The sequence below is a fragment of the Leifsonia soli genome, assembly GCF_013408745.1.
Lineage (GTDB): Bacteria > Actinomycetota > Actinomycetes > Actinomycetales > Microbacteriaceae > Leifsonia > Leifsonia soli.
In genome coordinates, this window is the sequence record NZ_JACCBJ010000001.1 from 1,840,602 (window position 1) to 1,862,476 (window position 21,875).

The 21,875-nt window shown below is 71.0% G+C and carries 24 protein-coding genes and 1 tRNA gene; 17 read left to right on the plus strand and 8 right to left on the minus strand.

From position 1 onward, the window contains the following. The first annotated feature begins 65 nt into the window (after window positions 1-65). On the plus strand, window positions 66-2,114 hold the full coding sequence (gene paaZ / locus BJ963_RS08905) for a phenylacetic acid degradation bifunctional protein PaaZ (RefSeq protein WP_179456063.1): 2,049 nt from the start codon (window positions 66-68) through the stop codon (window positions 2,112-2,114). A gap of 102 nt (window positions 2,115-2,216) precedes the next feature. Here the strand turns inward: paaZ and BJ963_RS08910 are convergent, their stop codons facing one another. Further along, window positions 2,217-2,810, minus strand: coding sequence for a TetR-type transcription factor C-terminal domain-containing protein (locus BJ963_RS08910; protein ID WP_179456065.1), 594 nt, complete (start codon window positions 2,808-2,810; stop codon window positions 2,217-2,219). 69 nt (window positions 2,811-2,879) lie between these two features. On the opposite strand from BJ963_RS08910, the gene paaA reads away from it, so the two are divergent. The 6 genes from paaA to BJ963_RS08940 are packed head-to-tail and all read left to right on the plus strand — an operon-like array spanning window position 2,880 to window position 7,394. Continuing rightward, the gene (paaA, locus tag BJ963_RS08915) at window positions 2,880-3,872 is read left to right on the plus strand and encodes a 1,2-phenylacetyl-CoA epoxidase subunit PaaA (protein ID WP_425484717.1); all 993 of its coding nucleotides are present in this window, start codon (window positions 2,880-2,882) and stop codon (window positions 3,870-3,872) included. Beyond that, entirely contained in the window at window positions 3,869-4,156 is a 288-nt protein-coding gene (gene paaB / locus BJ963_RS08920; RefSeq protein ID WP_179456069.1) for a 1,2-phenylacetyl-CoA epoxidase subunit PaaB, read from the plus strand. The genes paaA and paaB overlap by 4 nt, the downstream gene beginning before the upstream one ends. Further along, the gene (gene paaC / locus BJ963_RS08925) at window positions 4,153-5,016 is read left to right on the plus strand and encodes a 1,2-phenylacetyl-CoA epoxidase subunit PaaC (RefSeq protein ID WP_343037246.1); all 864 of its coding nucleotides are present in this window, start codon (window positions 4,153-4,155) and stop codon (window positions 5,014-5,016) included. The genes paaB and paaC overlap by 4 nt, the downstream gene beginning before the upstream one ends. Then, a complete protein-coding gene (gene paaD, locus BJ963_RS08930) occupies window positions 5,010-5,492 on the plus strand; it encodes a 1,2-phenylacetyl-CoA epoxidase subunit PaaD (RefSeq protein WP_089909010.1) in 483 nt (160 codons plus the stop codon). Before paaC ends, paaD begins: the two co-directional genes overlap by 7 nt. Before the next feature lie 10 nt (window positions 5,493-5,502). Beyond that, window positions 5,503-6,609, plus strand: coding sequence for a 1,2-phenylacetyl-CoA epoxidase subunit PaaE (gene paaE / locus BJ963_RS08935; protein WP_179456071.1), 1,107 nt, complete (start codon window positions 5,503-5,505; stop codon window positions 6,607-6,609). 14 nt (window positions 6,610-6,623) lie between these two features. Then, on the plus strand, window positions 6,624-7,394 hold the full coding sequence (locus BJ963_RS08940) for an enoyl-CoA hydratase-related protein (protein WP_179456073.1): 771 nt from the start codon (window positions 6,624-6,626) through the stop codon (window positions 7,392-7,394). A 13-nt stretch (window positions 7,395-7,407) separates the two neighbouring features. Here the strand turns inward: BJ963_RS08940 and BJ963_RS08945 are convergent, their stop codons facing one another. Continuing rightward, window positions 7,408-7,974, minus strand: coding sequence for a YbhB/YbcL family Raf kinase inhibitor-like protein (locus BJ963_RS08945; protein WP_179456075.1), 567 nt, complete (start codon window positions 7,972-7,974; stop codon window positions 7,408-7,410). 73 nt (window positions 7,975-8,047) lie between these two features. Between BJ963_RS08945 and BJ963_RS08950 the strand changes: the two genes are divergently transcribed. Beyond that, complete coding sequence (locus BJ963_RS08950; protein WP_179456077.1) at window positions 8,048-8,503, plus strand: MarR family winged helix-turn-helix transcriptional regulator; 456 nt, start codon at window positions 8,048-8,050, stop codon at window positions 8,501-8,503. Between the two features lie 3 nt (window positions 8,504-8,506). Here the strand turns inward: BJ963_RS08950 and BJ963_RS08955 are convergent, their stop codons facing one another. Beyond that, entirely contained in the window at window positions 8,507-8,875 is a 369-nt protein-coding gene (locus BJ963_RS08955; RefSeq protein ID WP_089908990.1) for a VOC family protein, read from the minus strand. Window positions 8,876-8,937: 62 nt separating this feature from the next. Here BJ963_RS08955 and BJ963_RS08960 point away from each other — a divergent pair, with 62 nt between their 5' ends. Then, window positions 8,938-9,426, plus strand: a complete 489-nt coding sequence (locus BJ963_RS08960; protein WP_179456079.1) for a MarR family winged helix-turn-helix transcriptional regulator — start codon at window positions 8,938-8,940, stop codon at window positions 9,424-9,426. On the opposite strand, the gene BJ963_RS08965 is transcribed toward BJ963_RS08960, so the two are convergent. Next, window positions 9,419-10,756 (minus strand): maltokinase N-terminal cap-like domain-containing protein, encoded by a 1,338-nt coding sequence (locus BJ963_RS08965; protein WP_179456081.1) that lies wholly within the window; start codon window positions 10,754-10,756, stop codon window positions 9,419-9,421. The genes BJ963_RS08960 and BJ963_RS08965 overlap by 8 nt on opposite strands. Before the next feature lie 57 nt (window positions 10,757-10,813). Continuing rightward, on the minus strand, window positions 10,814-12,178 hold the full coding sequence (locus BJ963_RS08970) for a M23 family metallopeptidase (protein ID WP_343037247.1): 1,365 nt from the start codon (window positions 12,176-12,178) through the stop codon (window positions 10,814-10,816). Between the two features lie 202 nt (window positions 12,179-12,380). Here BJ963_RS08970 and lepB point away from each other — a divergent pair, with 202 nt between their 5' ends. Beyond that, complete coding sequence (gene lepB, locus BJ963_RS08975; protein WP_231947057.1) at window positions 12,381-13,115, plus strand: signal peptidase I; 735 nt, start codon at window positions 12,381-12,383, stop codon at window positions 13,113-13,115. Window positions 13,116-13,164: 49 nt separating this feature from the next. Further along, on the plus strand, window positions 13,165-13,860 hold the full coding sequence (locus BJ963_RS08980) for an NYN domain-containing protein (RefSeq protein WP_179456083.1): 696 nt from the start codon (window positions 13,165-13,167) through the stop codon (window positions 13,858-13,860). Window positions 13,861-13,977: 117 nt separating this feature from the next. On the opposite strand, the gene BJ963_RS08985 is transcribed toward BJ963_RS08980, so the two are convergent. Next, on the minus strand, window positions 13,978-14,925 hold the full coding sequence (locus BJ963_RS08985) for an SIP domain-containing protein (protein ID WP_179456085.1): 948 nt from the start codon (window positions 14,923-14,925) through the stop codon (window positions 13,978-13,980). Window positions 14,926-15,116: 191 nt separating this feature from the next. Between BJ963_RS08985 and BJ963_RS08990 the strand changes: the two genes are divergently transcribed. The 4 genes from BJ963_RS08990 to BJ963_RS09005 all read left to right on the plus strand — a co-directional run bounded on the left by BJ963_RS08990 (window position 15,117) and on the right by BJ963_RS09005 (window position 18,003). Beyond that, window positions 15,117-15,461: a YciI family protein gene (locus tag BJ963_RS08990; protein ID WP_089908973.1), complete on the plus strand. Its 345-nt coding sequence runs from the start codon at window positions 15,117-15,119 to the stop codon at window positions 15,459-15,461. After that, window positions 15,458-16,987, plus strand: a complete 1,530-nt coding sequence (locus BJ963_RS08995; protein WP_179456087.1) for a carboxylesterase family protein — start codon at window positions 15,458-15,460, stop codon at window positions 16,985-16,987. Before BJ963_RS08990 ends, BJ963_RS08995 begins: the two co-directional genes overlap by 4 nt. A 23-nt stretch (window positions 16,988-17,010) precedes the next feature. Next, window positions 17,011-17,394 (plus strand): PLD nuclease N-terminal domain-containing protein, encoded by a 384-nt coding sequence (locus BJ963_RS09000; protein WP_089908967.1) that lies wholly within the window; start codon window positions 17,011-17,013, stop codon window positions 17,392-17,394. A gap of 123 nt (window positions 17,395-17,517) precedes the next feature. Continuing rightward, on the plus strand, window positions 17,518-18,003 hold the full coding sequence (locus BJ963_RS09005; protein WP_246298018.1) for a hypothetical protein: 486 nt from the start codon (window positions 17,518-17,520) through the stop codon (window positions 18,001-18,003). 8 nt (window positions 18,004-18,011) lie between these two features. Here the strand turns inward: BJ963_RS09005 and BJ963_RS09010 are convergent. Continuing rightward, window positions 18,012-18,084 (minus strand) — tRNA-Thr (locus tag BJ963_RS09010). 52 nt (window positions 18,085-18,136) lie between these two features. Next, window positions 18,137-19,033, minus strand: a complete 897-nt coding sequence (locus tag BJ963_RS09015) for a DsbA family protein (protein WP_179456089.1) — start codon at window positions 19,031-19,033, stop codon at window positions 18,137-18,139. Window positions 19,034-19,373: 340 nt separating this feature from the next. Between BJ963_RS09015 and BJ963_RS09020 the strand changes: the two genes are divergently transcribed. Both BJ963_RS09020 and BJ963_RS09025 read left to right on the plus strand, forming a co-directional pair. Further along, on the plus strand, window positions 19,374-20,468 hold the full coding sequence (locus tag BJ963_RS09020) for an ABC transporter ATP-binding protein (protein WP_179456091.1): 1,095 nt from the start codon (window positions 19,374-19,376) through the stop codon (window positions 20,466-20,468). 101 nt (window positions 20,469-20,569) lie between these two features. Then, window positions 20,570-21,871 (plus strand): DUF4032 domain-containing protein, encoded by a 1,302-nt coding sequence (locus tag BJ963_RS09025; RefSeq protein WP_089908960.1) that lies wholly within the window; start codon window positions 20,570-20,572, stop codon window positions 21,869-21,871. Window positions 21,872-21,875 lie beyond the last annotated feature (4 nt).

Sequence of the window (21,875 nt, forward strand, 5' to 3'; positions counted from 1 at the left end):
TACGCATCCACCGTGCCCGCCTCATCCACCGCATCCCGCATCCCTCGCCCCGAAGGAGCCCGCCCATGATCCTGCCCAGCTACCTCCGCGACGGATGGTGGACGCCCGACACGGAGGAGGGCGCGGCCGACGTGCTCGACGCCTCCACGGGCGAGCTCGTCACCCGGGTCAGCACGGCCGGCCTCGACCTCGCCGACGCACTGGAGCACGCCAGGACCGTGGGCCAGCGCTCCCTCGGCGCGCTCACCTTCCATCAGCGCGCCCTGCTGCTCAAGCAGCTCGCCCAGGCGCTGACCGAGCGCAAGGACGAGCTGTACGCGCTGTCGGCGCAGGCCGGCGCCACCCGGGCCGACGCTTGGATAGACGTCGACGGCGGCATCGGCGCGATGTTCACCTACGGCTCGAAGGGCCGGCGCGAGCTCGCGAACGCCCAGGTCGTGCTCGACGGCCCGGCGGAGCAGCTGTCGAAGGACGGCAGCTTCCTCGGCCGCCACGTCTACACGCGCCTGCCGGGTGTCGCGGTGCAGATCAACGCCTTCAACTTCCCGGTGTGGGGGATGCTCGAGAAGCTGGCGCCCTCCTTCCTCGCCGGGATGCCGACCCTGGTGAAGCCGGCGACCCCGACGGCGTTCGTGGCCGAGGCCGCCCTGCGGATCATGGTCGAGTCCGGGCTCCTGCCCGCGGGCTCCCTGCAGCTGGTGAGCGGATCGGTCCCCGACCTGTTCGACCATGTGCGGCTCGGCGACCTGGTCGCGTTCACCGGGTCGGCATCCACCGCCGAGCGCCTGAAGGCGCACGCGTCCGTGCAGACCGGCGGGGTGCGGTTCACCAGCGAGACCGACTCGATCAACGCGTCGGTGCTCGGCCCGGACGCCGTCACCGGGACACCCGAGTTCGACGCATACGTGAAAGGGCTGGTCGTCGAGATGACGGCGAAGTCCGGGCAGAAGTGCACGGCCATCCGCCGGGCGATCGTCCCAGCTCCCCTGGCGGACGACGTGATCGCCGCCGTTCGCGACCGCATCGCCTCCCGCGTCGTGATCGGCGACCCGCGCGCCGAGGGCGTGACGATGGGACCGCTCGCCTCGCGCACGCAACGCGAGGAGGTGCTGCGGCAGGTCGGCCGGCTGGTCGCCGCCGGCGGCGAGCTGGTGCTGGGAGGGCTCGACCAGCCGACCGTCGTGCGCGCCGACGGCACGACCGGAGCCGTCCTAGAGGGTGCGTTCGTCGCCCCGGTGCTGCTGCGCTTCGCCGACGCGTGGACGCCGGAAGCGCACACCGTCGAAGCCTTCGGGCCGGTCGCCAGCGTCCTGTCCTACGACACGGCGGAGGAGGCGGTGGCGCTCGTCGCCCGCGGCGGCGGGTCCCTCGTCACCAGCGTCGCGACGCACGACCCCGCGTTCGCGCGCGCGTTCGTGCTGGGCTCTGCGGCCTACAACGGCCGCATCCTCGTGCTCGACCGCGACGACGCGCGCACCTCGACCGGGCACGGCTCGCCGATGCCGCATCTGGTGCACGGCGGTCCGGGTCGGGCGGGAGGCGGCGAGGAGCTCGGCGGCATCCGCGCGGTGCTGCACCACATGCAGCGGACCGCGCTGCAGGGGTCGCCGGATCTGCTCACCGCGATCACCGGGGTGTGGCATCCCGGCGCCGCCGCGTCGCCGGAGCCGCCGCATCCCTTCCGCAAGTCGCTGGCGACCCTGCGGATCGGCGACCAGGTGCAGTCCGAATCGCGGCGCGTGACCCTCGACGACATCGAGACGTTCGCGACGTTCACCGGCGACACGTTCTATGCGCACATGGATGAGGAGGCGGCGGCCGCGAACCCGTTCTTCCCCGGCCGGGTGGCGCACGGCTACCTGCTGGTGTCGTGGGCGGCCGGGCTGTTCGTCGACCCCGCGCCTGGGCCGGTGCTCGCGAACTACGGGCTGGAGGACCTGCGGTTCCTGACGCCCGTCGTTCCCGGCGACAGCATCCGCGTCACCCTGACGGCCAAGCAGATCACGCCGCGCGAGACCGACGACTACGGCGAGGTGCGGTGGGATGCACGCATCCAGAACCAGCACAACGAGCTCGTCGCCACCTACGACGTCCTCACCCTCGTCGCCAAATAGCCCCGTCCCCAGCCCCCACCGTCGAGTCCGCAATCTTTGCACGCTGAAGCCCCCGAAAACGTGCAAAGTTTGCGGACTCGACGGTGGGGCGGAGGGGCGGGGTCAGCGGAGGGCGAGGGCGAGGATGGTGTCGGCGAGGTCGTCGGGGGTCAGCGGGCCCGCGGGGGTGTACCACTCGGTGAGGGAGTTGATCATCCCGAAGAGCAGGCGCGCAACGACGGCCGGGTCCGCATCCGTACGCAGGGAGCCCTCGGCCCGCGCCTCCGCCACCAGCTCGGCGACCGCGTGGTCGAACGCGCGACGACGGGCGAGCGCCGCCCGCTCCACGTCGGTGTTGCCGCGGACGCGCAGGAGCAGCGTCACATACGGCAGCCGGTCGGCGAGCACCCGGACCGCCCCGCGCAGCACGAAGGCCAGCCGGTCGGAGGCCGCCCCCGTCGTCGCCTCGGGCGCCCGCAGCACCCCCTCCAGCCCGTCGAGCGCTTCGTCGAGCGCCAGGCCGAGCAGCTCGTCCTTGGAGGCGACGTGGTGGTAGATCGCGGACTTCGACAGGCCGAGCCGGTCGGCGAGCATCCCGATGGAGGTCGCGTCGTAGCCGTGCTCGTTGAACGCGGCGACCGCGACCTCGAGGATCCCCCGCTGGTCGTAGCCGGGCCGCCCTCGGCGCAGGGCGTCGGAGCGCAGCGTCTCGGTCACGCGCCCAGTCTGGCACGCGCGCCCGTCCGACGGATATACTGAACGAACGATCAGTAAATAGTGATCGCGATGGGAGGGTCGACGATGACCACCACAACAGCCGACACGGCGTCCGAGACGGACGGCCGGGCCCGCTTCGACGAGCTCATCGCCGCCGACTCCCGCGTCGAGCCGCGCGACTGGATGCCCGACGACTACCGCCGCACCCTCATCCGGCAGATGTCGCAGCACGCCCACTCGGAGATCATCGGGATGCAGCCAGAGGCCAACTGGATCACGCGCGCTCCGAGCCTGAAGCGCAAGGCCATCCTCATGGCGAAGGTGCAGGACGAGGCGGGCCACGGCCTCTACCTGTACTCGGCGACGGAGACCCTCGGCGTCACCCGCGACGAGCTCACCGAGCAGCTGCTCTCCGGCCGCGCCAAGTACTCCTCGATCTTCAACTACCCCACGCTCAGCTGGGCCGACATCGGCGCGATCGGCTGGCTGGTCGACGGCGCAGCGATCTGCAACCAGGTGCCGCTGTGCCGCTGCTCCTACGCCCCCTATGGCCGCGCCATGGTCCGCATCTGCAAAGAGGAGTCCTTCCACCAGCGGCAGGGCTTCGAGATCCTGCTCACCCTGATGCGCGGCACCCCCGAGCAGCAGCGGATGGCACAGGATGCGGTGGACCGCTGGTACTGGCCGTCGCTGATGATGTTCGGCCCGCCCGACGGCGACTCGCCCAACTCGGCGCGTTCGATGGCGTGGAAGATCAAGCGGTTCTCGAACGACGACCTGCGCCAGCGGTTCGTCGCCATGCTCGTGCCGCAGGCGGAGGCGCTGGGCGTCACGCTGCCCGACCCGGACCTCCGCTGGAACGAGGAGCGCCAGGCCTACGACCTCGGCCCGATCGACTGGAGCGAGCTGCAGGAGGTCATCGCCGGCCGCGGCGTCTGCAACGCGCAGCGCCTGCAGCGTCGGCGCGAGGCGCACGAGGACGGCCGCTGGGTCCGCGAGGCCGCAGCCGCCTACGCCGAGAAGCAGCGCGCCGCGCGCGCGAGCGCGGAGGCCGTCGCATGACCGCGGAGCCGTGGCCGCTGTGGGAGGTCTTCGTGCGGGCCTCGCGCGGGCTCAGCCATGTGCACGTCGGCTCCCTGCACGCTCCGGATGAGGAGCTCGCGGTGCGCAATGCCCGCGACCTGTACACCCGGCGGGGCGAGGGCGTCTCGATCTGGGTGGTGCGCTCCGACCGGATCACCGCGAGCGACCCCGACGCGAAGGACGCCTTCTTCACCGCACCGGAGGGCAAGAACTTCCGCCACGCCACCTACTACACCGCCGCCGATGGGGTGAAGCACCTGTGACCGATGCGCAGCGCACGCACATCGGCGCCCCCGATGTCGATCACGGCCACGTGGAGCTCAGCGCGGTCGTCCTCTCCGACGAGTTCGTCTCCACCGACGCGCCCGCGTCCTCCGAGGTCGCCGAGTACGCGCTGTGGCTGGGCGACGACTCCCTGATCCTGGCGCAGCGCCTCGGCGGCTGGATCACCCGGGCACCGGAGCTGGAGGAGGATGTCGCCCTGGCGAACATCGCCCTCGACCTGCTCGGCCATGCGCGCTCCCTGCTCCGCTACGCCGGTTCGGCGACGGGACGCACCGAGGACGACCTGGCGTACTGGCGCGACGAGGGCGACTTCCGCTCCGCGCACCTGTTCGAGCAGCCGAACGGCGACTTCGCGCACACGATCGTGCGGCAGTTCGCCGCCGCGCACTACCTGCACCCGCTGTACGAGCGGCTGCGCGCATCCACCGATCCGGTGCTCGCCGGCGTCGCCGCGAAGGCGGTGAAGGAGGTCGACTACCACCGCGACCACGCCGACCAGTGGATGCTGCGCCTGGCGCTCGGAACGGACGAGTCGCGCCGCCGCACCCTGCGCGCGATGGAGGACGTCTGGCCCTACGTCGACGAGCTGTTCTCCGACGAGGCCGCGGGAGGAGTCGGCCTGTTCGACGCCCTCGACGGAGTGGCCGTGCCTCCCTCGACGCTCCGCGAGCCGTTCGAGGCCGAGGTCGGCCCCGTGCTGGCGGAGGCCCGGCTCGAGCCGCCGACGGCCTTCCATGCGGCAGGCGGCGGGCGCCGCGGCCGGCACTCCGAATACCTCGCACCCCTGCTCGCGGAGCTGCAGGTGCTCGCCCGTCAGCATCCGGGGGCGTCATGGTGACGCATCACGCCGACGCCGCGCGGGCGTGGTCGGCGGTCGCCGCCGTCGTGGACCCGGAGGTGCCGGTGCTCAGCATCGACGACCTCGGCGTGCTGCGCGAGGTGACGGTCTCCGACGACGGCGTCGAGGTGGTCATCACGCCGACCTACTCGGGATGCCCGGCGATGGATGCGATCCGCGAGGATGTCGTGCGCGCCCTGGCCGCGGAGGGGTTCGGCGACGTCCGGGTCCGGCTGGTGCTGTCGCCCGCGTGGACGACCGACTGGATCAGCGCCGCCGGCCGCTCCGCCCTCCAGGAGTACGGCATCGCTCCCCCGTCGGCCGCCGGCCCGGTCCGGCTGAGCATGTCGGTGAAGTGCCCGCACTGCGACTCGCTGGACACCCGCGAGGTCGCGCACTTCGGGTCGACGTCCTGCAAGGCGCTGTTCGTCTGCCGGTCGTGCGGCGAACCGTTCGACCATTTCAAGGCACTGTGAGGGAGGCCTGATGGCGCGGGCACGGTTCCACACGCTCGCGGTCGCCGACGTGCGACCGTTGACGGCGGCGAGCGTCGAGGTCACCTTCGCGGTGCCGGAGGGGCTCCGCGGCGAGTACGACTACCTGCCCGGGCAGCACGTCGCCCTGCGCGCCACCGTCGACGGCCATGAGCTGCGGAGGAGCTACTCGCTGTGCCGCCCGCCGCTGCCGCCGACCGGCGACCGGCCCGGCCGCATCAGCGTCGCGATCAAGCGCGACCTGGGCGGCGCGTTCTCGACCTGGGCGACCAGCGAGCTGCGGGCGGGCGACCGGATCGACGTGATGAGCCCGCAGGGCACGTTCACGGTCGACCCGTCGCGCGTGGACGGCCGGCACGTGGTGGGCATCGCCGCGGGGTCCGGCATCACGCCGCTGATGGCGCTCGCCGGCAGCATCCTGGCCGGCTCCCCCACGGCGCGGTTCACGCTCGTCTACACGAACCGCACGGCGATCGACGTCATGTTCCTCGAGGACCTCGCCGACCTGAAGGACCGCTACCCCGCGCGGCTGGCGCTGCACCACGTGCTCTCGCGCGAGCAGCGCTCCGCCCCCCTGCTCTCCGGCCGGATCGACGAGGAGCGGCTGCGCAGGATGCTCGACACGCTCGTCCCCCCGTCGACCGTCGACGAGTGGTTCCTGTGCGGACCGTTCGAGCTCGTGCAGCTGTGCCGTGACGTGCTGGAGGCCTACGGGGTGGCGCGGGACCGCATCCACTTCGAGCTGTTCACGACCGGCGAACCGGGCGAACCCCGCGGCGACGCAGGTCGTCCGGTGGTGGTCCACGAGGGCGAGCGCACCGCCGAGATCGAGTTCACGCTCGACGGCCTGAGTTCGACCGTGACCACGCCGGTGGATGCGAACGAGTCGGTTCTGAACGCGGCTCTGCGCGTGCGGCCGGACGTGCCCTTCGCGTGCACCGGGGGCGTCTGCGGGACGTGCCGCGCGCGGCTGGTCAGCGGCGACGTGCGGATGACGGAGAACTACGCGCTGGAGCCGGAGGAGCTCGAACGCGGCTACGTGCTGACCTGCCAGTCCCATCCCCTGACCGACCGCGTCGTGGTCGACTACGACGTCTGAACAGCGGAGGCCCCGTGATCGACCTGGACATCGCCGACGGGATCGCCCGTGTCACCCTCGACGCGCCGGAGCGGCTGAACGCGCTCGGCCCCGACGACCTGCGGGCGCTGGATGCGGCCTACGCCGAGGCGGAGGCGGCGGGCGTCCGCGCGCTGGTGCTGCGCGGCGAGGGTCGCGCGTTCTGCGCCGGCCGCGACATCGCGGGCGTCGACCCCGCGACCGACGACGTGAGCGGGTACCTCGACGGCCTGGTCACTCCCCTGCTACGCCGGATCGCAGCGTTCGCCGCGCCGACCTTCGCCGCCGCGCATGGCGCGTGTCTCGGGGTCGGCCTGGGGCTCCTGGTCGCGACCGATGTGGTCTACGTGGCGGAGGACGCCAAGGTCGGCTCGCCGTTCGCCGCCCTCGGCGCCGCCCTCGACTCCGGCGGCCACTGGCTGCTGGTCTCGCGCCTCGGCCCGCACCGGGCGCTCGACCTCATCTACTCCGGCCGGCTCCTGTCGGGCGCCGAAGCGGTCGCGGGTGGCCTCTTCTCACGATCCCTGCCAGCCGACGGCCTGCGCGACGAGGTGGATGCCGCAGCCCGGGCGGCCGCGTCCGGCGCCACCCAAGCGTTCCTGGCGAGCAAGCGGATCGTCTCGGGCCTGCGCGACGGCTCGCTCGGCTTCTGGGGCTCGGTCGCCGCCGAGAACGCCGCGCAGTCGGCCCTGCGCGACACGGACGACTATCGCGAGGGGTTCCGCGCCTTCCAGGAGAAGCGGAAGCCGCGCTTCTCCGGCCACTGACTCCGTGCAGGGACTAACGGATCTCGTAGGTTCCGTCGAGGCGGGCTCGGGCGATGACGTGCCCTCTCATGGCGCGGACAGTGTCGGCGAGGGTGAACGACGCCGGCAGATCGATCGGCTTGTCAAGCGCGAAGAGCTGGAAGGCGTACGTGTGGGCTCCGTGCGAGCGGATGGGGAGCGGCCCCGCGTAGCCACGTCGGCCGAACCCGCCTCTGCCCTGCCGGATCCCCCGGACGGGGCTCGGCTCGGCGAGCCCGTTCTCCGGGATGCCGTGTGCCGCCGGGTCGATCCCGACGGCGAGCGCGTGGGTGGCGGGTCTCGAGAAGGGCACATCGGGGTCCTGCACGATGAGCACGAGCTCTCGCGTCTCCGCCGGAGGCGTGGTCCACGACAGTGCGGGCGAGACGTTCGGTCCGCGCAGCCGGCCACGATGGCGGTCGGGAATCGGCGCGCCGTTGTCGAAGGCCGGACTGGTGAGCGTGAAGGTCTGCGGCGCATCCAGGCCGGGGTCGGCCCAGGCGAGGGTGCGGTGCCCTGCGCGCCGGCCGCGGAGGAGAAGACCGAGTGGATTGGCAGGCATGGTGGGCGGGCTTCCTTCTCGGTCAACGATGCTTAGGCATACTAAGGACTCTTCTTAGGTAGACTAATCACCCATGGAAGCCGAAGCAAGCGCCGGGCCCCCTGGAGCCCTCGCCGTCTCCGGCCTCGGCGCTCAGGTCCGCTCGACGGTCGGACGACTGTACCGGCGCTTCCGCAGCGAACGCCCGGAAGGCGGCCTCGGCGACGCCGCCCTGGACGTGCTGAACTGGCTGCACAAGACCGGCCCGCAGACCTTGACCGAACTCAGCGAGGTCGCCCAGGTCACTCCCGCGTCGATGAGCCAGAGCGTCAACAGACTCACGTCGGCGGGATACGTCGTCCGAACCGCCGATCCGAGCGATCGCCGCAAGGTGCTGTTCCGCACGACCCCCGAAGGCGCTCGCCTCGCCGAGACGACACGGGCTCGACGCGACGCGTGGCTGGAGGGGCGGCTCGGCGCGCTCAGCCCCGAGGATCAGCAGGTGGTCGCGCGCGCCTGCGCCATCCTCGCCACGATCTCGGATTCCTGACCCTCAGACGCGGTCGTGCAGCGTGATGTGGTACCCGTCGGGGTCGGCGAAGGTGAACGTGCGGCCGAAGGGTCCGTCGATGGGCGCGGCGACGATCGTGCGGCCGTCGGCGACGAGGGCGTCGTGGATGGCCTGGACATCGGTCGCGTGCAGCCAGATCGCGGCGCCGATGCCCGGCTGAGGAACGGAATCGAGATCGGTGCCCTGGACGATGTCCCGGAGCGCGAATGCGATGGGCTTCGTGTCGAAGACCACGGCGTGCGGTGGGCCGGCCGGCGAGCGGACGAGCCCGAGGTAGCGCTCGTAGAAGGCCTGGGATGCGGCGAGATCACGCGTCTGCAGCGAGAGGAAGTCGGGGCCGGTGGCGGGCATGGAATGCTCCTTCATTTCGTGTCAGTTATCTGACACGACTCAATCTATGTCAGAATACTGACATGAGTCAAGACGGAGTCGGCGTCGACCTCGAGACATCGCTGGGCTACCTGCTCAAAGAGGCGTCCAGCGCGCTGCGCGCAGCCATGGAGGAGGTGCTCCGCCCGCTCGGCATGACGATCACGCACTACTCGTGCCTGGAGCTGCTCTCCCAGCGCCCCGGCCTGTCGAACTCCGAGCTCGCCCGCGGCACGTTCGTCACCCGGCAGTCGATGAACGTGCTGCTCCAGACGCTGGAGCGGGAGGGGGACGTGACCCGGCCGGCGGAGGCGCCCGTCGGCAAGGTGCTCCCCACCCGGCTCACCGCCCGCGGCCGGCGGCGTCTCGAGCAGGCGAGCGCGGCCGTACGGTCCGTCGAGCTCCGCATGCTGTCCGGTCTCACGGAGCAGGACCAGGCCGCCGCTCGCCGCATCCTGCGGAGCATGATCGGCTCGCTCCGGGGCGATGTTCCCACCCGCACCGAATCCGCCGGCGCTGGCGAGGTCAGCTGACGCGGGTCGCCAGCAGGCGCTGCACCGCGGAGAGCGGGATCGGGATCCACGACGGGCGGTGCCGGGCCTCGTACGCGATCTCGTAGACCGCCTTGTCGAGCTCGAACGCGTCGAGCAGCAGCCGGAAGTCATCGACCTCGGAGCCCGCGACGGACGCGTAGCCCTCGAGGTACGCCTGCCGCGCGTTCGCGGCCCATGCCGTCGCATCCACCGGCGTCTCCCGGCGCGCGAGGGAACCCGCGACGTAGTCGAACGAGCGCAGCATCCCGGCGACATCGCGCATGGTCGCGTCGGGCAGTGCGCGCTCGGCGAGCGGCCGCAGCGGCTCCCCTTCGAAGTCGATGAACTGCCAGCCGCGGTCGGGCGCGTAGAGCACCTGGCCCAGGTGGAGGTCGCCGTGGATGCGCTGCAGCAGCGGAAGAGGCGCCGCGGCGGCGTCCTCGTAGACGGCCGCGATCCCGGCCCGCAGCTCCTCGACCTCGGGGACCTCGGTCGTGGTGACCGTGAGGCGCCGGAACATCCCGTCGAGGGCGAGCGCGACATCCTCCTTCGCCGCGCGCTTCGTCGGCAGCGAGCGCGCCAGGAGCGTGTGCAGCTCGGCGGTGCCCGCCCCCAGCAGGTACGCGCGGTCGGTGAAGTCCTCGCCGCGCTCCGCGGCGCTGACCGCCAGCTCCCAGCCGTCCTCGGCCCCCGGGACGAAGTCCTGCATGAGGGCGAGTTCGCCGGACGCGGTCCCGGCGACCGGGGTGGGCCAGCGGCCGGTGAGCCAGCCGAGCAGCGCGGGCGTCCGCCGCGACCCGGCCGCGGTGAGCGCGGCCAGGGTGGAGACGTCGGGGTTCTCGCCGTCCTGGACGACCCGGAACACCTTGATGAGGGCGAGGCGGTCGTCCTCCAGCTCGCCGACGATCGACGTGTTGGACTGCTCGCCCGTCAGTCGCCGCGACGACCGCACCGCGAGCCGGCCGCCGAGCGTGTGGCCCTGCGCGTGCGCATCACGGCCCTCGGCATGCTCCTGACCGGTCATCAGCTGGACGAGGGACGCGACGTACGCCTCCTCCGTCGGACCGTCGTACAGGTACCGTCCGCCCGCCTCGCCGATCAGCGCGGCTTCGTCGCCGTCGCGGCCGGCCCGCGCGACGACGGGCACCTGGTACACGCGGGGCGTGCGCGGTGCGTCGTCGCAGAAGAAGTGGGTGACGACGCGGACGTCGGCGTCCGCGGGTTCGGCGTCGAACGACGCGAGAAGCCGCAGGCGCGGCTCGACGTTCTTCGTCGAATACCAGCGCTGGCGTCGCATCCACGTGCCGACCAGCTCCGTGAGTTCGGTCATGCCAGAACCGTACGCCCGCTCCGCCGTTTGTGGGCGGGGTCCAGCGAATCCTGAGGATCAGTGCCGGCCGAGCACGACACCGCGAGCGGCCAGGAAGGGCTGCGGGTCGATCTGCAGACCGTTCACCCGCACCTCGAAGTGCAGGTGGCAGCCCGTCGACAGCCCGGTCGAGCCCACCTGCGCGATCGGCTGGCCCGCGGCGACCTGCTGGCCGACGGTCACGCCGATGCCTCCGTCGCGGATGTGGCCGTAGGCCGTCTGCACGCCGCCTCCGTGATCGATGAGGACGAAGTTGCCGTAGCCGCTGAACGGCCCGGCGCGCACCACCGTCCCGGCTGCCGCCGCGAAGATCGTCGTCCCGCAGGCGGCACCGAGGTCGTCACCCGGGTGGAAGGGGTCCGTGCCGAGAGGACGCGACGGCCGCGGTCCGAAGACATCGGTCAGCGAGCCCTGCACCGGGAGCGCCCACCCGCTCGCGACGAGCGTCGGATCGGAGGTGAGCACCTGCCAGCTGGAACCCGCCTGGATCACCGTCGGCGCCGCAGCGAGGGCGGCCGACGCCGCATCGACCTGCGCCTGCGCGGTCGCGACCGCCTGCCGGCTGCTGTCGACGTCGACCGCCGAGACGGCATCCGCCGCCTTCTGTGCCTTCTCGGCCCAGCCCTCCGCAGCCTTCTTCTGGGTGGAGGCTTGGCGGATGGCGGCGTCGCGGTCCTTCGAGAGGGCGGCGAGCCGGTCGGCGGCGCCGAGCTGCTCGAGCAGGTCGCCCGAGCCCTCCAGGGCCGCGCTGAGCGGGTCCTGGGTCAGGAAGCGGGCGCCGGACGAGCGGAGCAGCGCGGTCGCCAAGGCGGCGCTCTTGCGGGCCTGCTCGGCGGCGGCGTCCGCCTGCTTGCGCACGGCGTCGGCCGCGGCCTGCGCTTGATCGTGCTCGCGCTGGGCCGTCTCCGACTCCTGGGTCGCCGTCGCGAGCTGCTCCTGCGCCGAGGCGAGATCGCTGGCCAGCTGGACGGCGCGCTCGAGGTCGGCCGGGTCGACCGTGGGGAACTGCGGGAGGTCCGGCACGCTGAGAGTGATCTCATCCGTGGGCGCCGGCCCCGGTGCGGACGCGGGCGGGCTCACCGGCGGCGTCGCCGGGTCGGGGGTCGGGGTCGGAGTGGGGTCGGGCGTCGGTGTCGGGTCGGGAGTGGGAGTCGGGTCCGGCGTCGGAGTCGGGTCCGGCGTCGGAGTCGGGTCCGGGGACGGGTCCGGAGACGGGTCCGCCGACGGCGTCGGATCCGGGGTCGCCGACCCGTCGCCACCGGTCTTGTCCGCTATGTGGCCGCTCGATCCATCCGTGCCGGCCGGCGCGCACGCGGTGGTGCACTCCTCGGCAGAGGCGGGCGAGGAGACGCCCAGCAGACCTCCGGCGACCAGAGCGAGCACCGCCCAGGTGGAAGTCAGGCGCGGCCCCCCGAGTCGCGTCGCTCTCCTGTGTCGTCCGAGCGAACTGTGCATGATCAGAACGGCCCGGCGGCTGACGCCGTTAGGCCGATAGTGAGATGCTCTCACCGCTCGGGGTCGCGAACAAGACACCCGTTCGAGGTCGGATGCGGCTCACAGCATCGGCACGTTACGGTGAGAGATTGTGACCGACAGTACTGCCACCGCGCGCCCGCGACGTTCCGCCCGGCGCACGTCCAGCTGGAAGACGTTGCTGCGCGATGTGGTGATCATCTTCGTGGTCGCGGTGCTGGTGTCGTTCCTGATCAAGACGTTCGTCGCCCGCTCCTTCTACATCCCGTCGGGGTCGATGGAGAACACGCTCCAGATCAACGACCGCATCATCGTCAACGAGCTCCAGCCCAAGGTGTTCGGGCTGCAGCGCGGCGATGTGGTCGTATTCAAGGATCCGGGCGGATGGCTGCCGCCGGCGCCGCCGAAGACCGGCAACGCGTTCCAGCAGGGCGTCGGCGCTGTCCTCGACTTCGTCGGCCTGGGAGCGTCGGACTCCGACCAGCACCTGGTCAAGCGCCTCATCGGCCTGCCGGGCGACCACATCAGCTGCTGCAACGCCCTCGGCCAGATGAGCGTCAACGGCGTCCCGCTCAAGGAGCCGTACGTGCTCCTCCCCGCGGGCGTGCAGGCGGTCTCCGAGAAGTCGTTCGACGTGACGGTGCCGGAGGGCTCGGTCTGGGTGATGGGCGACAACCGCTACAACTCCGCCGACTCCCGCTACCACATGGACGACCCGGGCAAGGGCTTCGTGCCGCTCTCCGACGTCGTCGGCAAAGCCTTCGTCATCAGCTGGCCGGTCAGTCACTGGTCCTGGCTCGACGACTACCCGGACACCTTCCGCGGCGTCGAACGCGAAGACAAGTAAGCGGTCACTCGACACCGGGACCCGCGCGCACGTCGATAGCATCGACCGGATGAGCGCCCAGCCGACAGCAAACGTCTACGTCGACGGCTTCAATCTCTATCGGCAGAAGCTCCAGCACCATCCCGATGCGAAGTGGCTCGACCTGGAGGCACTCGCTCGAACGCTGATCCCCTCGCATTCGATCAAGCGTGTCCGCTATTTCACGGCGCTCATCCGTCCGGCCCTGGGCACGGATCCGCGCGCACCCATCCGTCAGCAGTCGTACATCCGCGCCCTGCAGACCAATCCGAGGATCTCGGTGCACGAGGGGCAATTCCGAAACGATACCCGGGCCATGCCCGCGGTGCCGATCGCGTTCGACGAAGCAGGCGAGATGGTCAGAGTCAAAGTCCGGAAGACGGAGGAGAAGGGATCCGACGTCAATCTCGCGTCGTACCTGATCTTCGACGCGTGCCAGGATGACGCCGATCTGTATGTCCTGCTCTCCAACGACTCCGACTTCGCTGCGATGCTCAGCATTCTGACGGATGAAGTGGGTGGCCGCTGGGCGCTTCTCAGTCCCGTCGAGCGCCCGAACAGCCGGCTGCTGGAACGCAATCCGGTGTTCATCAAGCAGATCCGCCGGGGAGCGCTGCTTGCCAGCCAGTTGCCCGATGAGATCAGGTCTGCGGATCACGGGGTCCTGCGGCGGCCGGCCACCTGGACCCCCGGCACCCGGGTCGTTAACGAAACAGGGGCCCCGTAGGGCCCCGTACCCGGTAGCCGAAGCATCCGGGGGTGTGATTCGAGCATAGCGTGCTGACGACCACTGCGTCGGGAGTCCCCGCATGATTCGACGCCCGCGGACTCGACGGGCGGCGGGTCAGTTCTCGGAGCGGCCGAGGCGCCAGTAGCCCATGAAGGCCACGCGCGAACGGTCGATGCCGTGGTCGCGCACGAGCAGGCGGCGCAGCGTCTTGACCGCCGCCGACTCGCCCGCGATCCAGGCGTAGAAGCCGGGATGCGTCCCCTCGGGCGTCTCCCAGAGGATGTCGCGGTCCACATCCACTTCGTCGAGCTGCTGGGACGCGGTGGCCGACGCCGCAGCGACCACGTGCGGGTTCTCGGCGAGCCAGCGCCGGACGGCGGGCAGGAGTGCCGTACCGGTCGCCGCCTCTCCGCGCGGCAGCCAGCTGACCGACGCGTTGGCGGGAAGGCGGAGCTCGAGCTCGTCATCGGCCGAGGGCACCTCGACGAACGCCCGCGCCCGGCAGCCGCCCGGCAGGGACTCCAGGATGGAGGCGATCGCGGGTGCGGCGGTCTCGTCGCCGACGAGGAGGAGCTCGCGCGCCTCACCGGGGCGCCAGTCGATGCCGACGCCGCGGTGCTCGCTGCGTGCGTCCGGTCCGATCACGACGATCCGGTCGCCGGGCGCCGCACCGAGCAGCCAGCGGGCGGCCGGGCCGCCGTCGCCGTGCATCACGAAGTCGACATCGAGCCGGCAGCCGTCCGTGTCGATCGCCCGAACGGTGTAGGTGCGGAAGGGGTTGCGGCGATGCTCGGGCAGGGCGCGCCAGCGCTCGTACCAGTCCCCCGCGGCGAGCGCCTCCTCGTCGTCGATGCCGAGGTCGGAGAAGGAACCGTCCGCCAGCGGGAACAGCAGCTTGATCCGCTGATCCAGACACTCCGTCCCGAAATGCGTGAAGTCGTCGCACCGGAAGCTCACGCGGGTGAAGTGCGGGCTGAGGCGCTCGATCCGATCGACGGCTGCCCGGTAGGGCCGGTACGCGGGCCGGGGGCGCTCGGTGCGGGTGGGGGCGAGAACGGTCACGGCGGCCTTCCGAAGCAGGGGGACGGGACTTAGGTAAGGCTACACTAACCTCGCCGCCGGCCGCCTGGCGATCCGCTGAGCCTTCTGCTCCAGGCGCCTTCGCGAACGGCATCTCCCGGGCCAGAATGTCGAGCAGGGGCCGTCTCGTTCGACGTCCGGAATGAAAGCGTTCGCGATCGAGAGGAAGAACGATGAAGTACATGATGTTCGTGGTCACCGATTCCCAGCGGGACACCGTGTCGGACGAGTCCGATGTCGACGTCTGGGTGGACGAGCTGGATGCCAACGGCAAGCGCCTGATCGGCGAAGTGCTGCAGGCTCCGTCCGAATCGCGCGTCGTCCGCGTCCGCGACGGCAAGCGCTACGTGACCGACGGGCCCTTCGCCGAGACCAAGGAGTGGATCTGCGGCTTCGACATCCTCGAGGTGGAGGACCTGGATGAGGCGATCGAGATCGCCTCCCGGCACCCGATGGCGCGCAACGGCCAACTCGAGCTGCGTCCCTTCATGCAGTGGGAGGAGACCGCCGGGGCGTGAACGGTCGGCCGGTCGTCGTCACGTCCGCGGGCGCTGTCCGCGGACGCGACGACGGCCGCGTGTCCACCTGGCGCGGCATCCGCTACGGGGAGCCGCCGACCGGCCGCCTCCGCTGGCGTTCGCCCATCCCCGCCGCACCCTGGAGCGGCGTCGCCGACGCGGTCGCCTTCGGACCAGCAGCCCCGCAGCGGCCGAACCCGGCCGTGCCGCTCGGACCTCCGGGCGAGACCCGGATGGACGAGGACTGCCTGTTCCTCTCCGTCACCCGGCCGTCCGCGGAGCCTCCGTCCGGCGGTCTGCGCCCGGTGATGTTCTGGCTGCAGGGCGGCGCGTACGCGATGGGCGCATCCAGCCAGCTCCTCTACCGCGGCGACCGTCTCGTCACGGGAGGCGACGTCGTCCTCGTCACGCTGAACCACCGGCTCGGCGCGCTCGGCTTCCTCGACGTCCGCAGCGTCGGGGTGGACGACGCCGAGACGAACGTCGCCCTGCGGGATGTGCTGCTCGCCCTGCGCTGGGTGCGCGAGAACATCCACGCGTTCGGCGGCGACCCGGATGCGGTCACGGTCTTCGGCCAGAGTGCCGGCGCCGGACTGGTCACCGCTCTGCTCGCCTCCCCCGCTGCGACCGGGCTGTTCCACCACGCCATCGCCCAGAGCCCTCCGGCCGGTTCGATGTACGGACCGGAGCGCGCGGGCACAGTCGCCCGGGCGTTCGTCGAGCGCCTGGGGGCGGGTGCGGCCGGCGACCTGCGCCGCGTCCCGGTCGAGGCGATCGTGGATGCGGGTGCGGCCGTCTACACCGCGATCCCGCGGGACCACCCCGGGATGCTCGCCTTCGCCCCGCTCGTCGGCGACGACCTGCTCCCTGAGGCGCCGATCCGCGTGCTCAGCGACGGGCGTGGGAACCCGATCCCGCTGATCGTCGGAAGCACGCACGACGAGGCGACGCTGTTCCGCCTCATGCGGTCGCCGCTGCTCCCGATCCGGCGGACCGCCCTCCGCCGGATGCTGGACGCCATGCGCTCCGAGCAGCAGCGCGCCGGAGTGACCTTCCCGGAGCGCGAGCAGGTGCTGTCGGCTTACGGCCGCCGCCGGCCGGCACGCGGCGTCCGCGTCGCCACCGACATCGCCTTCCGGATGCCGGCGCTCTGGGTCGCCGCCGGTCACAGCGCCGTCGCGCCCACCCACCTCTACCGGTTCGACTTCGCCCCTCCGCTGCTCCGGCTCACCGGTGTCGGTGCGGCGCATGCCACGGACCTCCCGTATGTCTGGGGCGAGTTCGACGCCCTCCCGCGCGACCCGTCGTTCCTGCTCGGGGGTCGCGGGGTCGCCGAGCGGGTGTCCGAGCGGATGCGCGGCCGCTGGACGGAGTTCGCGCACGGCCGGGGGCCCGGCGCGGACTGGCCGGCGTACGAGTCGCGGCGCCGGGCGACGCTCGTCATCGGTGCGGACGACCGAGTGGTGCCCGACCTCGATGAGGGCCTGCGGGCCGGGTGGGGCGAGCAGGTCCTGACGTTCGGGTGACGGCTCCCTCTAGACTCGGCGGCATGCTCGTCATCCCGCTGCTCGTCATGACGCTGTTCGTGTTCGCTCTGGTGGACATCATCCTGCGACCGAGCGACCAGGTGCGGCACCTGCCGAAGCTGGCGTGGGTGTTCATCGTCATCCTGCTTCCGCTGATCGGCAGCGTCCTGTGGTTCGCGATCGGCCGCGAGTACGGACCGTCCTCCGCGCGGCCGCGCACCCTGCGGATGCCCGCCGTCCGCACGGAGCCCGCCGCTGCATCCACCAGGGACGACAGCGCTCCGAGCAGCACGGAGGCGCAGCTCGCAGCCCTCGAACGCGAGATCGCGGAGGCCGAGCGCGACCAGCGCATCAAGCGGCTCGAGGAGGAGCTGCGGCGGCGCACCGACGCGGGTGGGACGGCCTGACACTCCCCCGGCCGCCGCGGCATGCTGAGCGGGTTCTGGGCGCCGCGTCATGCCCGCGCGCCACACCTCGTCCCTTATGGGTAGGACGGCAACGTCGAGACGCCCACGGACGGGGGAAACAGAATGGCCGACAACACCACAGCGGACCACGCGTCCGGTCGCATCGCACGGCGCGAGGCGGCGAGGATCCAGCTCCGCGGAGCCATCGCGGAGGAGTACGCGGCCAAGCTTCCCGATCTGTTGACGGTGGCCGAGTTCGCCCGGTTCGCGGGCATGACCATCGCGCAGGTCCGGCACGCGACGACGATCGGCGAACTCGTGATGTCGATCCGCGACGGCCGGCGGGGCATCGCGCCCGCCGACAACGTCGCGTTCCTGCTGCGGGAGCGTCTTCTCCGGCTGCCGGTGCACCAGCCGTCGTGGGAGCGCAGAGACCCGCGGTCGCTCGCCGTCAGCGAGGCGGTCTACGAGCGCGTCTGGGATGTGGCGGTCCGCTACGACACCACGCCGACCGACGCGCTCGACCGGCTGCTTCTGGCGGCCACGCACGTGGTGCGCTCTCCGCGCCCCGAGCGCGCCCGTGAGGGCGGGACGCCCCGGAGCACCTGAGGCGACGGAGCCGGCTGCGGGACTCGAACCCGCGACCGCTCGCTTACAAGGCGAGTGCTCTACCAACTGAGCTAAGCCGGCGGCGGCGGTCACCCGCCGAGCCCATCCTAGGGCAGCGGGCGCTGGCGCCGGATCAGGGGGACGGGGTGGGCGTCGGAGTGCCGGTCGACGAGTACTCGTCGCCCTGCGCCTGCAGCACGAACGCCTTGAAGTCCTCCGCGCTCGTCAGCGACCCGGTATACGGCTTCCCGTTCACGAGCACCAGGAGGGCGTTCGTCATCTTCTTGACGTCCGAGTTCGGGATGGGCCCGCTCAGAGCACGGTCGCTGGCCGATGTCACCCACGTCTTGAAGCGTCCTTCGTCGATGCAGGAGTCGATCTGGCTCGTCCGGGTCGCACCGGCCGCATCCACCCGCTTCTTCAGCACATCGTCGCTCAGTCCGGGGCCGCCCTCCGCCGGCTGCTTCTCGAAGAGCGCCGCATTGAACTTCCAGAACGCATTGGGGTCGTAGTTGGCGACGCAGGCGGCCGCATTGGCCGCACGCAGGGAATACTTGGTGCCCGCGGAGTGGCTGGTGTAGATCGCGACGGGATGCATCTCGACCGTCACCGCGCCGTTCTTCACGAGCGGCTCCAGCTGCTTCAGGTTGGTGCGCTGGAAGTCGCCGCACAGCTTGCACAGGTAGTCGGCGTAGATGCGGATGTCGACCGTGCTGCCCGCCGGGTCCGGCGAACTGGCGACCGGCTTCGCATCCGCTGCCAGCGCTGTGGTCGACTTGACCTTCAGGCCCGATCCGACGACGACGCCGTCACTGGCCATGTTCTTCGGACCGGGGACGGTGGGGCGGATGGCGCTCACGATCACGACGGCGACGATGGCCACGACGGCGAGGACTCCCACGACGATTCCGCCGGACAGCAGCAGTCGGTTCCTGCGGTCCTTGCGCTGCTGCGTCGTGCGGAGCTGTCGTGCCTTCTCGCGCGCAGCCGCGCGGACATCGCTGTTGCGACTGTCGTCGGGATCGGTCATAGGGCTCATATCTTCCGGATACTGCTCTCGGGTCGAACGGGCCGCGCGGGGGGACGCAGCGGATGGTGCACCGCCGGCGCACACAACCGGGAAAGCGTAAACCGCCAGTCTGGGAATCGACCAGACGGGGGCTGGACGCGCGGGTACAGCGGAAGCGCACGGCTCCGGGCGCTCCCGGCGGGTATCCGCACGTCCGGGTGGGGCTCCGGTCGTGAGCATGTCCGCCGATGCCATATTATGGCCACGTGGCATCGACGCCCATCGGACGTCGACGCCACGTTCATCCATTCACAACGGATCGTCCGGCACGTACCTGCCGGTGAAGGAGACACAGAAGAAAATGGCGACAGTCACCTACGACAAGGCGACCCGGCTCTACCCGGGATCGACCCGCCCCGCCGTGGACGCACTGGACCTGGAGATCGCAGACGGGGAGTTCCTCGTTCTCGTCGGTCCCTCCGGTTGCGGCAAGTCCACGTCCCTCCGCATGCTCGCGGGCCTCGAAGAGGTCAACGACGGCAACATCTTCATCGGCGAGCGCAACGTCACCGACGTGCCGCCGAAGGACCGCGACATCGCGATGGTGTTCCAGAACTACGCGCTGTACCCGCACATGACCGTCGCCGAGAACATGGGCTTCGCGCTCAAGATCGCCGGTGTCGGCAAGGAGGAGCGCGCCCAGCGCGTTCTCGAGGCCGCCAAGCTGCTCGACCTCGAGCCGTACCTCGGCCGCAAGCCGAAGGCCCTCTCGGGTGGTCAGCGTCAGCGCGTCGCCATGGGCCGCGCGATCGTTCGTTCGCCCCAGGTGTTCCTCATGGACGAGCCGCTGTCGAACCTCGACGCCAAGCTCCGCGTCCAGACCCGTACGCAGATCGCGTCGCTGACCCGCCGTCTCGGCGTCACCACCGTCTACGTCACGCACGACCAGACCGAGGCTCTGACCATGGGCGACCGCATCGCGGTGCTCAAGGACGGCGTCCTCCAGCAGGTCGGCACCCCGCGCGACCTGTACGCGCAGCCGAACAACGTCTTCGTCGCCGGCTTCATCGGCAGCCCGGCCATGAACCTGTTCAGCGCCGAAGTCACCGATGGCGGCGTGAAGTTCGGCTCGGCCGTCGTGCCGGTCGAGCGCGACACGCTCGCCGGCGCCGGCCAGTCGGTCACCATCGGTGTCCGCCCGGAGGACGTCGTCGTGTCGAACACCGAGGGCAGCGGCCTGAAGGTCACGGTCGACCTCGTCGAGGAGCTCGGCGCGGACGGCTACCTGTACGGCCACTCCGAGGTCGACGGCAAGCGCACCGACATCGTCGGCCGCGTCGACGGCCGTGTCCACCCGAACGCGGGCGACACGGTGTTCATCACCCCGAAGCCGGGCCACGTCCACGTGTTCAACGCGGAGTCGGGCGAGCGCCTCGGCGGAGCTGTCGTCGACTAAGGTCCAAGAAGCGATTCCTCACTCTGCCGCAGTCCGGATCGGGCTGCGGCAGAGTGCTTTGCGCCAGACAACACCGCCCCACCACCGACCGGAGGACCACCGTGGCCGGATCCGTCAACATCACCGCAGCGACCGTCGACCCGGCGCTTCTCGACCTCCCGTGGAACGTGCCGCTCGACGAGTGGTCGAACGAGCACATCGCGGTGCTTCCGAAGGGCATCAGCCGTCACCTGGTGCGGTTCGCGAATCTCTCCGGCTACGTCATCGCCATCAAGGAGACGACGGCGGAGATGGCGCAGCGCGAGTACGACATGCTGCGGACGCTGCAGCGCCTCGACGTGCCCTGCGTCGATCCCGTCGCGGTGATCAAGAACCGGACCGACGACAACGGCACGCCCCTGAACGCGGCCCTGGTCACCCGGCACCTGAAGTTCTCGCTCCCCTACCGGGCGCTGTTCTCGCAGACGCTGCGGCCGGACACCGCGACCCGCCTGGTCGACGCCCTGGCCGTCCTGCTGGTGCGCCTGCACATCGTCGGCTTCTTCTGGGGCGACGTGTCGCTATCGAACACCCTGTTCCGTCGCGACGCGGGCGCTTTCGCCGCCTACCTGGTGGATGCGGAGACCGGTCAGCTGTACGAGGGCGGGCTCTCGAACGGCCAGCGCGAGAACGATCTCGAGATCGCGCGCGTCAACATCGCCGGCGAGCTGATGGACCTGGAGGCCGGCGGCCGGGTGGATGAGGAGCTCGACCCGATCAGCCTCTCCGACGGGATCGTGGCGGCCTACCGCAAGCTCTGGAAGGAGCTGACGGGCAGCGAGTCGTTCTCGTCGTCGGAGCGGTGGCGCATCAGCGAGCGCGTCGAGCGTCTGAACGAGCTGGGCTTCGACATCGAGGAGCTGGCGATCAAGACCTCGGAGGAGGGCACGAAGGTGCGCATCCAGCCGAAGGTCGTGGATGCGGGTCACCACCAGCGCCGCCTGCTGCGCCTCACCGGCCTCGACACCGGAGAGAACCAGGCTCGTCGCCTGCTGAACGACCTGGACTCGTACGCGGCGACCCTCGGCAAGGAGGGGCTGGACGAGGAGGCGATGGCCCACGAGTGGCTCATGCGCGTCTTCGAGCCCGTCGTCCGCTCGATCCCCGCCGACCTCAAGGGCAAGCTGGAGCCGGCGGAGGTCTTCCACCAGCTGCTCGAGCACCGCTGGTTCATGTCGCAGAAGGAGGGACGCGATGTTCCCCTGGCGGAGGCGCTGACCTCCTACATCAACGACATCCTGCGCCATCGGCGGGACGAGGCGACCGTGATCGCCCCGCCGACCGAGACCATCAGCATCCCGGTGCTGGGCAACGGGGCCGCGGCGGACGACGAAGACGAAGACGACTGGCGCTCGAAGGTCTGACGCC